Here is a 13,820-nt window from a genome sequence, read left to right as displayed (position 1 = left end):
GGACCTTCCGGCGGTCCCACCGGTCGAGCAGCGCACCCGCGAACGGTCCGACGAGCGAATAGGGCTCGTCGCCTGAAGCGCCTCACCCGACCGGCTCGAAGACGGCGCCGTCGAGGATGACCGTCCCCTTCCCGTAGGTCTCGTCGAGGCGCTGCTGGAGATCTCCGTCGTCGAGCAGCACGCGCAGGTGGACGACGCCGAGAGACACACCGCTGCTGACGTGGTGCGGCTGGTCCGCGAGCTCGTCCTGGATGTCGTCGAGCTCCTCCTTCGACACCGTGGCCCGCGAGACGCAGAGCATCCCGCCCCAGGTCTTGCGCAGCTCCTTCTCGGCCGCGGCGGGGTCACCGGTGACGCGTACGTTGAGGATGAGCTTGCGCGGGTCGTTCATCGGGCGCGCCACCCGCGTCTGGTCGAGCCACACGTCGCTGAAGCCCGGCAGCCGGTGGGCGGCGGAGATGGTCGCCTCCTGGGTCTCCAGCGTGGTCCGCTCGGGATCGAGCACCCGCCAGCCGCCCTCGGGCTCGGGGCACGGGCTGCTGAAGTCGACCTCTTCCTCGACCGGCGGGACCGACGCGTCATCGGCCGGCACGGCGTCGGTCACGGCGAACGTCGTCTCGTCGAGCGTGCCCGTGACCTGGAACTCACCCCAGCGGGTGCCTGCCTGCTCCTCGTGCTCGGGATGGTCGGCCCAGTCCCAGCCGGTCATCTCGAGTCCTTCGCACTGCGGCGGCATCGACTCCGCGATCGCCCCGTAGCACAGCTGCGGCCCACCGCCGTCGTCGAGCACCATCACAGTGCCCGTCGAGCGGACGGTGTCGCCCGCCGCGACCGGGTCGAGGACCCGGTCGTTCCCACACGCGCTCGCTGCCAGCAGGAGCAGCACCCACCCATATCGCCACATGTTGTTGTGACGGCCGAGGCGGGTCCTACGTTGCGCTGCCCTGGCTGTCACGCCAGGCGACGAGCTCCTCGAGGAACGAGAGGTCGTAGTCGGGGCCATTGACGCCGTGGGTGAACAGGGTCGCCCCGGCATCGGCGAACGTCTTGGCCGACTCGACGTCGCTCACCTCGACCGAGACCTCGATCTCGGAGACGTCGCGGCCGACACTCTTGCAGTGCTCGGCGAGGATGCCGTGCTTGCGCTCGAGGGTGGGGATGTCGGAGAAGGAGTGCCAGATGTCGGCGTGCTTCGCGACGTACTTCAGGGTCTTCTTCTCACCGCCGCCACCGATCATGACCGGGATCTTCCGGACGGGTGCCGGGTTGAGCTCTGACCAGCGCTTCTCGATGCGCGGAAGCGCCTCGCCGAGCGCGTCGAGACGCGACCCGGCGGTGCCGAAGTCGTAGCCGTACTCGGTGTAGTCGCGCTCGAACCAGCCCGACCCGATGCCGAACAGCAGCCGGCCGTCGGAGATGTGGTCGACGGTGCGGGCCATGTCGGCGAGCAGCTCGGGGTTGCGGTAGGAGTTGCAGGTCACCAGGCAGCCGATCTCGACGCGCGTGGTCTGCTCGGCCCAGGCGGCGAGCATCGTCCACGCCTCGAAGTGCTTGCCGTCGGGCTCTCCGTAGAGCGGGTAGAAGTGGTCCCACTTAATTGCTTAACGATGTCCTTCTGTTCTACCCTCGTTGACTATGGCGGAGACCTTCGGCGGCTACAAGCGAATCAGCGATGACCCGCACGACCTCCGGGCAGGCATCGCCCGGCAGGACGAGGACATTCGCGCCGAGGTGGCGCGGCTCGGCGGCAACGCCGACGACATCGTTTGGTACCCCGAGAACGACACCAGCGCGTTCAAGAAGAAGCGTGTGCAGGTGTCGGATCCGCTCGGCAACGAGTACGACGCGTGGCGGGTGATCCGGCCCGTGTGGCACAAGGCGCTGCACGATCTCCGCACGAAGAAGGTCACGACGCTGGTCGTGTGGGACCTCGACCGCTTGGCCCGCGACCCGCGCGACCTCGAAGACGCGATTGAGGCAGTCGCCCACTACGGAGTCCGGATCGTCTCCGCTACGGCATCGACAATCGACCTGGCGACCGAGAACGGCCAGATGCAGGCGCGGATGATGGTCCTCATGGCGAACAAGTCATCGGCCGACACCGCTCGCCGGGTGAAGCGGTGGCATGAGTCCGTAGCCAAGTCCGGCCGACCCGTAGGCGGTCGACGCCCGTTCGGCTTCGCTCTGGATCGGGAGACGCACGAGCCGCGAGAAGCAGCGCTCGTGCGCCGCGCCGCGCAGGACCTGATCGACGGAGTGTCCCTGCACGAGATCGCTCGGCGCTGGCAGAACGACGGAGTGCCGACCGTCCTCGGTGGACCGTGGCGGCACACCTCGGTGCGGCAGATCCTGCGAAACCCGCGTCTGGCGGGCTGGCGGACCTACAAGGGCGAGGTATTGAAGGACGAGGCAGGAGCGCCCCTCCGAGGCACCTGGGAACCGATCCTCGACCCGGACACCTTCACCCGAGTGCAAGCGGTCCTAGCCCCGAGCGGAAACGGCCCGATCGCGCGCCGGGGAGCCCGTCAGGAACTGCTCTCCGGCGTCGCCCGCTGCGGCCGCTGCAACGGCAAGATGTACGTGATGAAGACCAGGAGCGGGCGTTTCAACTACACATGCCGTGGCCGCACCGACATGCCTCACGTCGTCTCGATCGTCGGCCCCGGCCTAGACGACGTGATCACCGCTGCCGTGCTCCGCCGCCTGCAGAACGCCGACCTCGAAAGCCCCACACTCGAGTTCGACGGAGACGCCGAGCTGCAGGACGTACAAGCGCGCATTACAGAGCTGATGGGCGAGTTCTCCGCCGGTCGCCTATCGGGGACTGTCGTCTTTCCGCAGGTCGAGAAGTTGGAGGCGGAGCGGAACAGACTCTCGGCCGAAAAGGACCGCTTCCTGAAAGCGACTGCCGGGCCGCAGGTACGGAAGATGTCGCGAAGCGAGTGGGACGCCCTGGACCTTCCCCGCCGACGCGCGATTGTCGAGCGGAACCTCACAGCGGTGATGGTCCGGCCCGCGACCGGCGGCAAAGGTGGGGCCTTCGATATGGAACGAATCGAGCCGGTGTGGCGATGATCCGGTCACACGTTGGCGCGGGCCCGCGCATCGATCAGCCGCGCTGCTTCACCGGGCTGGACCACGGATGTGTCGATCCGGATATCGGCGCGCTCAAGGCGTTCTGTCGCCCGCCAGGCCGCTAGACGCGCGTCGACATCGCCACTCCCCCGCCGCTCAAGTCGATCCGCCGCAACCTCCGCCGGACACCAGAGCGCGACCACGGTCCACCGAGCATCAGCCACCGACGACACCACCGCGTTTACGGCTTCGACCTGCCCCAGGTGCAGCACTGGCACCCCACGCCCGAGCGCGGCGACCAGGCCCGGCTGGTCAACCACGTACGTCGCGCCATAACGGCTGTTCTCCCATACGACCGCGCCGCGTTCCCGTAGATCCCGGAGCGCGGCGCTGGTCGTCATTCGGTAGCCGACTCGGCACCCCTCGCCGACCTTGATTCGCGCGAAGTGGACGTAGTCATCTGACATCGCTCGAAGGGCTGCATCGATGGTGTCCTTTCCGGCGGCCGGCGGACCGTAGAGGATCACGCCGCGCGTCACTTCGCGGACACCTCTGCAAGCGTCGCAATGAGTCGCTCCGCCTGGTCCTTAAGAGGCTCTGCGGACGTCGAGTTGTCGATGACGTGATGGTCCACGACCGGCCGGAACTTGAGATCGACGCCCTTCATGTACGTGTCCCAGTTGGCCAACTTATGGGCGTCCCGAGCCGCGCCCCTGCGACGTACGTAGGTCAGCATCGTGTCTGCGTCGCAGGTAACCCACACAACGGACATGGGTAGTCCGTCGTCCACAAACTGCGCCTGCTGGCGCGCGAGCCACGAGGCGTCGTTGAACTCGCGCAGGAAGGGAGCCGTGACGACGGCACCGGCACCGCATGCCGTGTTCTCGTGCGCCGTCGACATCAGCGCCTCATACTCACGCGGTCGGATCTTTGACAGATATGTCTCCGACTCCCGATCGCTCGACTCGGCCCCCAACGCCTCTAGGGCGACCTCGACGACTGGGCGGGTGATGGTGTCCTTGTCGATGATCATCCAGCCCGTCAGCCGCGTAAGGATGCGCCCGAGCTCGGTCTTGCCGCAACCCGCGTAGCCGCCGATCAGCAGAGCGCGGGGAGCCGCCTCGATGGTCTTGGGCGTGAGGTGCGCAGACCGCACGATCCGGCGTGAACGCGACTGGTTCTCCACCAGTCCCATCTCTGCGAGTGCCTTCATCGCCTCGTTGACGGTGAAGACGCTCGCCCCAGCCCGCTCGGCGAGTACGCGGGTCGAAGGCATCACCTCGCCGTCCCGCAGAACTCCTGCCTCTATCTGGTTCTGGATGTCGCGCGCGATCCGCTGCTGCAGTGCACCCGACAGGGCATCGATTGGCCCGTCCGTCATGTCTCTCCCTAGCTCAGTGACGCCATTCAGTCCGCCTGCTGACACCTAACAGTTTCATTGACAACTGTCGCACGGGCCAGCCCCATGGGGAAATTTCTCGCGGAAACTTCGATCTAACAGTTGACATGTTAGACCATTCAGTTGTTAGGTAGAGCACAGGCAGCCACCCGGCTGCCAGCCACTGAAGGGCAAGAGGAATGAACAACACACGAGACGAGCCGACCGGGGCTGATCTGGCCGCCATTGAGGCCGAGTGGCCGCAGATCGCCGCCGAGCGCGACCTGGTCGACGCCGAATGCCGTCTGTTCGCCGATCCGGCCGACGCGCTCGCCAAGCGGGCCCACCGCCGGGCCGTCAACGCGCTCCTGCACCTGATGGTCCAGCAGCGCAACCACGACGCGGCCCAGGCCGCGCCTGTCTACCTGCTCACCAACTTTGGCCCGGCCGACCCGGCCGAGGCCGCCTGATCCTCGGAGGTTCCACCCATGGTCACTGCACCTCTCGTCCTCATCTTGGGCATCATCGCGTTCTTCATGACCAAGGGCACCGCGTCGACCATCGCGGCAACCATCGTCAACATCCTGCTCGGAATCGCGCTGGCTTCCACGCTCATCGGACCGCCGATGATCCAGGGCCTTGAGGCCGGTTCAAACGCTGTCATCGACGGCATCACCGACGCCATCAAGGCGGGCAACTGATGGAGCTGCTGACGCTGTGGCGGCTCCGGACCAGCAAGCCGGGCCTGATCCACATCGAGGACAAGGCCACCGAGGCCGGGGTGATCACCCTGTGCGGCTTCGAGATCCCGGCCACCGCTGAGGCGATGTCGAGCCGTCAGCCCGTCGACCGGGCCCGGAGCCCGATCGCCCCGATGTGCGCGGCCTGCCTGGCCGCGCTGGACCACATCAGCAAGACCCGCACGACCAACCCGAACCAGAACTGACCGAGACCGAGGAGATACCCCGTGGACGAGAACAACACCTTCGTGAGCATCAGCAACGGCACCGTCGGCATCGTCGCCGCCAACGTCACCAATGCGAGCGTCACCATCAACGGTCGCCGCGTCACCGTGCACGGGGAGCCGTTCGAGATCGTCGTGCACTACACCAGCGGCAAGGTCATCAGCTTCACCGTGGCCGACGGCCGTGAGGCCAGCGCGGCGATCACCGACGCCTACGCCAACCCCCGCATCGCCTTTGTTGAGGTCGACGGCCAGTCCTACGGCCACGGCGTCAACCCTGCCGACAAGAAGCCCGCCATGGGTCACAACGTCAAGGGCGATGAGGAATTGCGCGGCGAGGACCCTCGCGCGATCGACTGGACCGAGCGCCAGGAGCGCGCCGCGGTGCCGTTCGAGGTCCGTGACGGCCTCCCCATCAACCCGCGTCCCCACCCCGACCTGAAGCCGGGCAAGGGCGACCTGTGGCACTGGGGTGAGGCGGTGTGCTCAGACGCGATCGTGTTCAACCGCAAGCCGTTCACGAATGAGCGTCACTTGCTGATGATCAAGCGCGGCGACGGCCACGGGTGGGCGCTGCCCGGCGGTGGCCTGGACGAGGGCGAGTCCGCCCCGGCGGGCTGTGTGCGCGAGCTGGCCGAGGAGACCGGGCTGCGACTGCATACGGGCACCCTGGCCATGCTCCCAGCCCGGGTCGTGGATGACCCCCGCGCCGGAGAGAACGCCTGGATGGTCACCGTTCCCGGGATCGTCACGCTGAGTAACTCCGCGCTCCCGGCCGTGAGCGGTCAGGACGACGCCGATGAGGCCGCGTGGCTCCCGGCAGGTTCCTGGCACATCCTGCGGTTCGCGATCGCTGAGCGTGGCGGTGTGGTCTTCCCCGCCCACGTCGACCTGCTGCAGGAGGCCCTGAGCCTGCTGGACCAGCACTGATCGAGACCCGAGGAGATCCCCCACGCCATGTCTGAGGGCCCGTGCCAGACCTGCGAGCAGCTACGCCGCGAGCTGCACGCACAGCAGGAACGAACCGGACTCCTGGTCCGGGGCCTGGCCGCCGTCCTGGCTCTGCTCGACGCGGAACAGATCGAGCCATCCATGGCTAAGCGCCGAGTGCTGGCCCTGGTGCATCACCGCCTCAACCACCTCATGACCCAGATCAACGGAAGGACACGACGATGACGGACTACTACCCCACGAACGGGACCGCGCCGGACAGCCCGGCCGCTCTGTTCGACAACCGGATCGGGCTCGCCGAGACCGACTATGACGCCGACGCTGAGCGGGTCGACGTGTTCGAGGGCGAGGTTCTCGCCGTGGTCGACCACGTCGACACCGCCCGGCCGTTCACCCAGGACGCTCAGAACGACGCTGAGAGAAGCGCTGAGAGCGACTCGGCAGAGTCTGGCGAGTCGGACGGGTCGGGGGAGCCCGAGGATGTGACCTCTACGTTCACCTGGGCGGCCCAGGATCGGGCGACCGGTGAGCGTGCCCCGATCATCCCGCCGTGGCTGCGTTCAGCTGAGGCTCGCAAGGCTGCTGTGCGTCAGGCCGTGTCGACGATGGGCTACTACACCGCGTTCCACGCCGTCCGGACCCCGGTGTACACCGTCAAGACGCTGGGTTACTCGGTCGTGGGTTGCGGCCGGATGACCGGACGCGTGACGCGGTGGGTGCGTGCTGAGGAGGGCAACTACGAGCTGCGGCAGAAGGCCGCCGAGACCAACGACGCCTACACCTGGCAGGCCCTCAACAAGATCCGCGAGCGGGAATCGCGGGGCCGCATGTGGGGGCTGGCGATCGCCACCGCCGCCACCCTGATCGTGGTCGCCGTCCTGGCGGTGGCGGGCATCCTCGCCCCGGTTCTGTGGGCTGGCCTGGCCGCGCTGATCGTGGTCACCGCCCGTGCCGGGCGACCGGCCGACAAGCCGATCCTGGGCCGTGTTGCCACGGGTCGCCGGTTCACCAAGCTGACCGGTGACCTGGTCCGCAACTCCCTGGTCTCGCTGGCCGTACGTGGCATCACCGCGCCTGAGCAGATCGAGTTCTGTCACCCCGGCATCCACCGCGACGGGCCCGGCTGGCTGGCCCGCGTCAACCTCCCCGAGGGCGTCACCGCCGTCAAGGTCCTGGAGCGCCGCGACGGGCTCGCGTCCGCGCTGCGAATCCCGGTCGACCAGGTCTGGCCTGCCGCCGGGCCCGACCACCCCGGTCAGCTCGACCTGTGGGTGGGCTACAAGCCCGCCTCCGAGATGGGCCAGCCTGCCTGGTCCCTGGCTGCTGAGAACGCTGCTACGTCGTTCTTCGAGCCGGGCGAGTTCGCCAGTGACGAGCGCGGCCGCCCGATCGACACGACGCTGTTCCAGCGCTCTTACCTGATCGGTGGCCAGCCCGGTTCGGGTAAGTCGTACGCTGCCCGGGCGCTGATCGCTATCGCGATGCTGGACCCGAACTGTGAGCTGAAGATCGCTGAGTTCAAGGGCACGGGTGACTTCCTCGACCTGGAGCCGCTGTGCTCGACCTACGTCGTGGGTGTCGACGATGAGGCGCTGGACCAGGGCGTATCCATCGGCCGGTGGCTCGTCACCGAGGCCGAGAAGCGCGGCCGCCGGATCCTGGCCGCCCGCAAGCGCGGTGAGGCCCCTCAGGGCAAGGTCACCCCCGAACTGGCCGCCAAGCCCGGTTCCGGTCTGCACCCGGTCTGTGTCGTCATCGATGAGGCCCACGAGCTGTTCCTCTACTCCCCCGACGCCGCCAGCGACTTCGAGCGCGCTATCAAGCGCCTGCGGGCCCTCGGTATCTGCGTCATCCTCGCGACCCAGATCCCCGACAAGGCGTCCCTGCCCCCGGGCATCACCCGCTGTGTCACCAACCGCTGGTGCCTCTCGGTGGCTGGTCAGGTCGAGAACGACATGATCCTGGGCACCGGGGCCTACAAGCGCGGCCTGACCGGCACCGTCTACCGGCCGGTGTTCGACGCCGGATGGGGCTGCATGACCGGTGGAGCCGCCCCGGTCGCCGCCCGCTCCCAGTTCCCCTCGGACGAGGTGTGGGCTGACATGGTCGCCCGCGCCACCTCGCTGCGTGGCGGGGTCGCGGTGGGTGCGCCGATCGAGACCGCCCCGGCCCGTGACCTGCTGGCCGACCTGACCGAGGTCGCCGCCTCCAACGGCCAGCACTGGGACACCGCCGCCGAGGCCCTGACCGAGAACTGGCCCGACGCCTACACCCACCTCTCGGCCGCTGCGCTGTCCGACATGGCCCGCACCGCCGGACTCGTCTCGGTCAACGTCAAGGTCGCCGGAGCCGTCCGCAAGGGCTACCGCCGCGCTGACCTCAACAAGCTCCGCGCCGACCGCGACCAGGCCACCAACACCGACCAGGCCAGCAGTGCCGACCAGGCCCAGGGAGGTGAGGAGTGATGAAGGTCAAGGTGAGCGTGACGCTCGACATCGACGTCGACGCGTGGGTGCTCGTCAACGGAGTCGAGCGGGACGAGGTTCGCGCCGATGTCCACTCCTGGGCGAGGTACCTCCTGTTCGAGGCCGCCGCCGACAACGACGTTCTGAGTCGCCCAACCCCCAGGTAGCGGCGGAGGTAGCGGACCACCACCCGGTAGCGAGGCCGCTACCCACCCCGCTACCCCCAAACCCAGCCCTGACCAGCACAGACGTTCGAAGGTAGCGGGTAGCGACCCTCCCCGAGACCGGCCCGAAACCAGCCCAGGAGACAGATTCCATGACACCGCTCACCGTCGCTACCCTCGCGGCCGCCGTGCTCCTCACGCTGGCCACTGGGATCTACGCCACCCTGTGCCGCGAGCTGCCGTTCAAGCGCTGCCGCCGCTGCCAGGGCACCGGCCACCGCACCATCCCCGGCCTGTTCGGCCACAAGCTCCGGCCCTGCCGCACCTGCCGAGGCACCGGCACCCGCCTCCGCACCGGGCGGACGGTCTACAACCACGCCCGCCGCATCCACACCGAGGCCACCACCACGACCATGCCGCCCCAGCGCGACCCGAAGCAGCCGCCCCACCGCCCCGGCTGGTAACCGCCTCCACCCCTCGCACGGGCCCCAACGGCCCAGGTCCCTACCCGACCCATGCCCAAAACACCTCACCTGACCAGGCAAAACACCTCCCAAAGCAGAAAGAGATTGGCCATGAACACCGCTTCTCTTCCCAAGTCCAACCGCCCCTCTGGCCTCGCCCTCGTCGGCTACGGCATGACCTTCGTCGGCTTCGTCCAGGTCGCCTCGACCATCGCACCGCAGGTCGCCGCGATGATCCCCGCCGCCGGTTCCGCCGCACCCGCTGTCGGTGTCGCCGTCGCCCTCGCCGCCGACGTCGTGTGGGCCGCGCTCGGTCACACCACGATCCACGCCTACAAGACCGGCCAGCGGGCCGCCGCCTACGGCTTCGGGGCCGCTACAGCGGTCGCTGTGGCCGTCTCTACGGTCCTGCTGGCCGCTGTCGGGCACATGGGCCCCTGGTCCGCGATTCCGGCCCTGGCGGCGCTGCTGCTGGTCGCTGACGGCGTCCGCGACCAGGTGACTGTGTCCCCGGAGACCGCCGAGTTCATCCGGACCCGCACGGCCGAGATCCGCGACCAGCGCGCCCGAGCCGTCATCGAGGCCCGCCACGCCGCCCACATGGAGACCATCACCGGCTACGGCGAGGCGACCAGGCTCGCCGCCCGCACCCACTCCCTGGCCGAGATCAAGGTCACCGTCGAGCGCGCCGAGAACCGCGCGGCGACTCGGCTCACCAAGTCCGCCGAGAAGCACGCCGCCGGGGCGATCGCCTACCGCGAACTGATCGGCCACCAGTCGCCCGCCACCCCTGACACCACCCCTGACATGGAGGGTGACACCGACCCCGACGCAGCCCCCGACAACGAGCCCCACGAGATCACCGGCCCGGCCGCCCCTGTCACCCCCGCCGTCACCGCCGTCCCCGCCCTGACTGTCATCCCCGACATGCCCGACGACGAGGACAGCACCGAGGACCGCACCGGCCTGTGCGCGGTCTGCGATGAGGCGCTGAACGAGGACGACGGCGACCAGGTCCACGACGAGTGCGCCGCCGCCGAGCTGCGCGCGTACGGGATGAAGGTGCCCGACGTCGCCGGGCTGATGAAGGTCTCCGAGCGGACCGTCCAGCGCTGGACCAACAAGGCCGAAGGTGCCTGATGCCCCGCCGACCCCGACGCCGCTACGTGCGCCGTCGCCCGCATCCGTGGCTCGAGCCGCTGATGAGCCACTACTACGCCGCCGAACACGCCTGGGAGCTCGACGCCGAAGCCGAATCCCTCGGCTACGCCACCGAGAAGGCCGAGTACGCCGCCGAGCACCCGCGACCCACCTTGAAGGGCTTCATGGTCGCCCTCGCCCGACCCGACCGCCACAACCCCGACCAGCACGACGACCAGCACGAGACCGAACACATGATCGAGGAAGGACAGACCGATGACACAGCAGCCTGACACCCTCACCGACACCAGGACCGCCGCCGGGACGGTTGACCCTGCGATGTGGGGTCCGGCACAGAAGACGACCGACGCTCTCACGGCCGCTCTGGGCTACGCCGCCCGTGGCTGGCGCGTCTTTCCCCTCCTGCCCGGCTCGAAGCGGCCCGCGACGCCGAACCACCGCGCCGCCGAATGCGACGGCACCGACGCCTGGTGCCGGACCGGTCACACCGGGTGGGAGCAGCGCGCCACCAGCCGGGGCGACTGGATCACCCGGGCATGGTCGAGCAACCCCGGCTACGGCGTCGGTATCGCCTGCGGGCCCTCGCGCCTGGTCGTGGTCGACCTGGACACCCACAAGCCCGGTACCGAGATCCCCGAGCCGTGGAAGCGATTCGAGATCACCACGGGTGCCGACGTGCTGGACCACCTCGCCGGGGTCCACGGCGGCACCATCACCCCGACCTACACCGTCCAGACCGTCTCCGGCGGCACCCACCTCTACTACACCGTCCACGACACCGGCCGCCGATTCACCAACACCGCCGGAAAGATCGGCTGGCTCATCGACACCCGCGCCCACGGCGGCTACGTCGCCGCACCCCCGACCAGGATCAGCACGAGCGCCTACACCGTGACCGACGACCGGCCGCCGGCACGCCTGCCGATGTTCCTGCTCGACCTCCTCACCCGCAACCAGCAGCCCGCCGCCCGAGCCACTCAGGGCCGCGCTCAGGACGGTTCTGAGCGCTCGGCCCGACCGATCCGGCATGGTGGGTCCGGGGAGGCCGTCCGGCACCGCGACGCGTACGTGAACCGTGTCTTCGACATCGCCATCAACGGCGACAAGGCGCGTGGCGTGACGGGCCTCTTGGACGCGCGCGACGGTGGGCGAAACACCGCGTTGTTCGTCGCGGCTGCCACGGTCGGGAAGTTGGTCGCGGGCGGCCTGGTCGCCGAGTCCGCCGCCCTCGATCGGCTCATGGCGGCCGCCGCTGGCCACATCGCCGCGGGCGCCTACACCCCGTATGGGGCCGAATCCACGATCCTTTCCGGCTTCCGCCGCGCCGCGACCCGCCGCACCGCCGCGTAAGTCGCCCGCGACGCGTCCCAGACCACCCGAGACGAAGGAGATCACCTTGACCACCGCCGCCAACCACGACACCGGCCATGACGTCGACCAGGAGCACACCGGCCGGAAGCTGCACGCGGTCGCGGGCGGCAGAAGCCACCGGATCAAGGTCGGCACCGACCCCGAGACCATCCGTGTCCTGGCCCGCGAGATCGACGCCGGGTGCCTACCCGAGACCTACGTCCACGAGGGCTCACCGGTCGTACTCGAGCGCGTCTCCGGGACCGCCGAGGTCGCCGCCGGAGACGAGGACGTGACCCTCCCGGTCCGCCCGACCACCCTCCGGCCGCCGCTGCTGGCCCGGCTGCTGGCCGAAGAGGTCGAGGTCTACCAGGCATCGAACAAGCGCGGCGGTGGTGGCACCTATGACGAGGAAGTCACCCCCTCGGCCGCCGTCCTCGGCGCGGTCCTGGCCCGCCAGACCTGGCCCGGCCTCCCGGTGCTGCGCAAGGTCATCTCCACCCCGGTCCTGCGCCCCGATGGGACGCTGCTGCAAGAGCCCGGCTACGACCCCGCGACCGGCTACTACCTCGCCGGACGGATCCAGACCGGCCCGATCCCCGAGGCACCCACAGTCGAACAGGTGGCCGAAGCCCGGGAGTTCCTGCTGAACACCTTCCTGCGTGACTTCCCCTGGCGCACGCCCGCCGACAAAGCCAACTACCTCGCGTTGCTCGCTACCCCGATCCTGCGGCCGATGACCCGGGCCCTGTCCCCCTTCGGGGTAGTGGAGGCGACCATGCCCGGATCCGGCAAGACCATCCTCACGTCCTGTGTCGGGCTGATGGTCGGTCAACGCGTGCTGACCTGGACCGACTCCGAGGAGGAGCTGCGCAAGGCGATCACGACCGTGTTCGGCGATCAGGTCGGGGTCGTGGTCTTCGACAACCTAGTCGAGGGCACCGCGATCGACTCGGCCGTCATGGCCCGCCTGGTCACCGAACGCATGTGGACCGACCGACGCCTGGGCACCAACTCCGCGTTCACCGCCGAGAACGACCGCCTGTGGCTGGCCACCGGCAACAACCTCCGCACCGGCGGCGACATGGCCTCCCGGACCGTGTGGGTCCACCTCGACCCCGACTGCCCGCGCCCCGAGGCGCGAACCGGGTTCTCCATCCCGCACCTCGACACCTGGATCCTCGACCCTGCCAACCAGGCCACCGTGCTGCGGCACCTGCTCATCCTGATCCTGGACTGGACCCGCGCCGGTGCCAAGCCGTCCTACGACGTGCCCGCCATGCGGCAGTTCACCAAGTGGGCCCAACACCTGGGCGGCTTCCTCGCTCACCACGGTGTGCCCGGGTTCCTGGCCAACGCCGAGGAGTCCCGCGAACTGGACGACGACCACGCCGAATGGCGCGCCTTCCTGATCCAGTGGGCCAACCTCTACCCCAAGGTCTACGTCGAGGGTAAGGGCCTGCAACCTCGACGCCTCGGCGCGACCGCGCTCCGCAGAAGCGCTGAACCAGAGGTGGGGCCGGATCCCTGGGACGGCACTTTCCCCACCACCAGCACCGGCCGCCCCCTCTCGGTCAAGGCCCTCGGAAAGCGCCTCTCCGGCCAGATCGGCCGGTGGCGCGGCGACATCGTGCTGCGCTCCGAGATCGACCCTGCATCCAACTCCCGGACCTACTGGATCGAACGCGAAGGAGACAAAGAGACGCCCGCCGACCAGCCCGCCGCGAGCCCTGACGAGACACCAAAACTCCTCTGAGACCTCAAAACCAAACCCGGCAAACCCGGAAACCCGGGAAACCACCTCTGACTAGGGGATTTAACTTCCGGGTTTGCCCTCCGGGTTAACGG

At 68.8% G+C, this 13,820-nt stretch carries 17 protein-coding genes; 12 read left to right on the top strand and 5 right to left on the bottom strand.

The genetic code is table 11. The features are described from left to right. Window positions 1–82 precede the first annotated feature (82 nt). The gene (locus ACFVJS_RS19380) at window positions 83–886 is read right to left on the bottom strand and encodes a hypothetical protein (protein WP_378883626.1); all 804 of its coding nucleotides are present in this window, start codon (window positions 884–886) and stop codon (window positions 83–85) included. Between the two features lie 43 nt (window positions 887–929). Further along, window positions 930–1,598: an LLM class F420-dependent oxidoreductase gene (locus ACFVJS_RS19375; RefSeq protein ID WP_378883629.1), complete on the bottom strand. Its 669-nt coding sequence runs from the start codon at window positions 1,596–1,598 to the stop codon at window positions 930–932. 37 nt (window positions 1,599–1,635) lie between these two features. Here ACFVJS_RS19375 and ACFVJS_RS19370 point away from each other — a divergent pair, with 37 nt between their 5' ends. Next, window positions 1,636–3,075 (top strand): recombinase family protein, encoded by a 1,440-nt coding sequence (locus ACFVJS_RS19370; RefSeq protein ID WP_378883623.1) that lies wholly within the window; start codon window positions 1,636–1,638, stop codon window positions 3,073–3,075. Window positions 3,076–3,080: 5 nt separating this feature from the next. On the opposite strand, the gene ACFVJS_RS19365 is transcribed toward ACFVJS_RS19370, so the two are convergent. Next, entirely contained in the window at window positions 3,081–3,614 is a 534-nt protein-coding gene (locus tag ACFVJS_RS19365; RefSeq protein WP_378883620.1) for a hypothetical protein, read from the bottom strand. Next, window positions 3,611–4,456 carry an AAA family ATPase gene (locus ACFVJS_RS19360; RefSeq protein ID WP_378883618.1) on the bottom strand — a complete coding sequence of 282 codons (846 nt, stop codon included), beginning with the start codon at window positions 4,454–4,456 and terminating at the stop codon, window positions 3,611–3,613. The genes ACFVJS_RS19365 and ACFVJS_RS19360 overlap by 4 nt, the downstream gene beginning before the upstream one ends. Window positions 4,457–4,653: 197 nt before the next feature. Between ACFVJS_RS19360 and ACFVJS_RS19355 the strand changes: the two genes are divergently transcribed. From ACFVJS_RS19355 to ACFVJS_RS19340, 4 genes are read left to right on the top strand one after another with little or no spacing between them, the layout of a single operon-like run. Continuing rightward, window positions 4,654–4,923 carry a DUF6284 family protein gene (locus ACFVJS_RS19355; RefSeq protein WP_378883615.1) on the top strand — a complete coding sequence of 90 codons (270 nt, stop codon included), beginning with the start codon at window positions 4,654–4,656 and terminating at the stop codon, window positions 4,921–4,923. Between the two features lie 45 nt (window positions 4,924–4,968). Then, window positions 4,969–5,154 carry a hypothetical protein gene (locus ACFVJS_RS19350; protein WP_378883612.1) on the top strand — a complete coding sequence of 62 codons (186 nt, stop codon included), beginning with the start codon at window positions 4,969–4,971 and terminating at the stop codon, window positions 5,152–5,154. Then, a complete protein-coding gene (locus ACFVJS_RS19345; protein WP_378883609.1) occupies window positions 5,154–5,399 on the top strand; it encodes a hypothetical protein in 246 nt (81 codons plus the stop codon). Before ACFVJS_RS19350 ends, ACFVJS_RS19345 begins: the two co-directional genes overlap by 1 nt. A gap of 21 nt (window positions 5,400–5,420) precedes the next feature. Beyond that, the gene (locus tag ACFVJS_RS19340) at window positions 5,421–6,347 is read left to right on the top strand and encodes an NUDIX domain-containing protein (RefSeq protein ID WP_378883608.1); all 927 of its coding nucleotides are present in this window, start codon (window positions 5,421–5,423) and stop codon (window positions 6,345–6,347) included. 60 nt (window positions 6,348–6,407) lie between these two features. On the opposite strand, the gene ACFVJS_RS19335 is transcribed toward ACFVJS_RS19340, so the two are convergent. After that, on the bottom strand, window positions 6,408–6,542 hold the full coding sequence (locus tag ACFVJS_RS19335) for a hypothetical protein (RefSeq protein ID WP_378883605.1): 135 nt from the start codon (window positions 6,540–6,542) through the stop codon (window positions 6,408–6,410). Window positions 6,543–6,589: 47 nt separating this feature from the next. Here ACFVJS_RS19335 and ACFVJS_RS19330 point away from each other — a divergent pair, with 47 nt between their 5' ends. From ACFVJS_RS19330 to ACFVJS_RS19300, 7 genes are all read left to right on the top strand, one after another. Further along, window positions 6,590–8,833 carry a hypothetical protein gene (locus ACFVJS_RS19330; RefSeq protein ID WP_378883603.1) on the top strand — a complete coding sequence of 748 codons (2,244 nt, stop codon included), beginning with the start codon at window positions 6,590–6,592 and terminating at the stop codon, window positions 8,831–8,833. Beyond that, window positions 8,833–9,000 (top strand): hypothetical protein, encoded by a 168-nt coding sequence (locus tag ACFVJS_RS19325; RefSeq protein ID WP_378883600.1) that lies wholly within the window; start codon window positions 8,833–8,835, stop codon window positions 8,998–9,000. The genes ACFVJS_RS19330 and ACFVJS_RS19325 overlap by 1 nt, the downstream gene beginning before the upstream one ends. A gap of 149 nt (window positions 9,001–9,149) precedes the next feature. Then, window positions 9,150–9,461 (top strand): hypothetical protein, encoded by a 312-nt coding sequence (locus ACFVJS_RS19320; protein WP_378883597.1) that lies wholly within the window; start codon window positions 9,150–9,152, stop codon window positions 9,459–9,461. A gap of 111 nt (window positions 9,462–9,572) precedes the next feature. Further along, window positions 9,573–10,601 carry a hypothetical protein gene (locus ACFVJS_RS19315; protein ID WP_378883595.1) on the top strand — a complete coding sequence of 343 codons (1,029 nt, stop codon included), beginning with the start codon at window positions 9,573–9,575 and terminating at the stop codon, window positions 10,599–10,601. Beyond that, window positions 10,601–10,894, top strand: a complete 294-nt coding sequence (locus ACFVJS_RS19310; RefSeq protein WP_378883593.1) for a hypothetical protein — start codon at window positions 10,601–10,603, stop codon at window positions 10,892–10,894. The genes ACFVJS_RS19315 and ACFVJS_RS19310 overlap by 1 nt, the downstream gene beginning before the upstream one ends. Beyond that, entirely contained in the window at window positions 10,878–11,972 is a 1,095-nt protein-coding gene (locus ACFVJS_RS19305; protein ID WP_378883590.1) for a bifunctional DNA primase/polymerase, read from the top strand. Before ACFVJS_RS19310 ends, ACFVJS_RS19305 begins: the two co-directional genes overlap by 17 nt. A gap of 46 nt (window positions 11,973–12,018) precedes the next feature. Continuing rightward, window positions 12,019–13,728 (top strand): hypothetical protein, encoded by a 1,710-nt coding sequence (locus ACFVJS_RS19300; RefSeq protein WP_378883588.1) that lies wholly within the window; start codon window positions 12,019–12,021, stop codon window positions 13,726–13,728. The last annotated feature ends 92 nt before the right edge of the window (window positions 13,729–13,820 follow it).

It is taken from the genome of Nocardioides sp. NPDC057772, assembly GCF_042798075.1.
In the GTDB taxonomy this organism is placed as follows: domain Bacteria; phylum Actinomycetota; class Actinomycetes; order Propionibacteriales; family Nocardioidaceae; genus Nocardioides.
This window is presented reverse-complemented; position numbering and strand designations above follow the sequence as displayed.

Excerpts from the sequence above, each read along its gene's own strand:
- ACFVJS_RS19310 (WP_378883593.1), top strand. The coding sequence starts at position 10,601 with ATGCCCCGCCGACCCCGACGCCGCTACGTGCGCCGTCGCCCGCATCCG.
- ACFVJS_RS19320 (WP_378883597.1), top strand. The coding sequence starts at position 9,150 with ATGACACCGCTCACCGTCGCTACCCTCGCGGCCGCCGTGCTCCTCACG.
- ACFVJS_RS19360 (WP_378883618.1), bottom strand. The coding sequence starts at position 4,456 with ATGACGGACGGGCCAATCGATGCCCTGTCGGGTGCACTGCAGCAGCGG.
- ACFVJS_RS19345 (WP_378883609.1), top strand. The coding sequence starts at position 5,154 with ATGGAGCTGCTGACGCTGTGGCGGCTCCGGACCAGCAAGCCGGGCCTG.
- ACFVJS_RS19370 (WP_378883623.1), top strand. The coding sequence starts at position 1,636 with ATGGCGGAGACCTTCGGCGGCTACAAGCGAATCAGCGATGACCCGCAC.
- ACFVJS_RS19330 (WP_378883603.1), top strand. The coding sequence starts at position 6,590 with ATGACGGACTACTACCCCACGAACGGGACCGCGCCGGACAGCCCGGCC.
- ACFVJS_RS19355 (WP_378883615.1), top strand. The coding sequence starts at position 4,654 with ATGAACAACACACGAGACGAGCCGACCGGGGCTGATCTGGCCGCCATT.
- ACFVJS_RS19305 (WP_378883590.1), top strand. The coding sequence starts at position 10,878 with ATGACACAGCAGCCTGACACCCTCACCGACACCAGGACCGCCGCCGGG.
- ACFVJS_RS19325 (WP_378883600.1), top strand. The coding sequence starts at position 8,833 with ATGAAGGTCAAGGTGAGCGTGACGCTCGACATCGACGTCGACGCGTGG.
- ACFVJS_RS19315 (WP_378883595.1), top strand. The coding sequence starts at position 9,573 with ATGAACACCGCTTCTCTTCCCAAGTCCAACCGCCCCTCTGGCCTCGCC.
- ACFVJS_RS19335 (WP_378883605.1), bottom strand. The coding sequence starts at position 6,542 with ATGCACCAGGGCCAGCACTCGGCGCTTAGCCATGGATGGCTCGATCTG.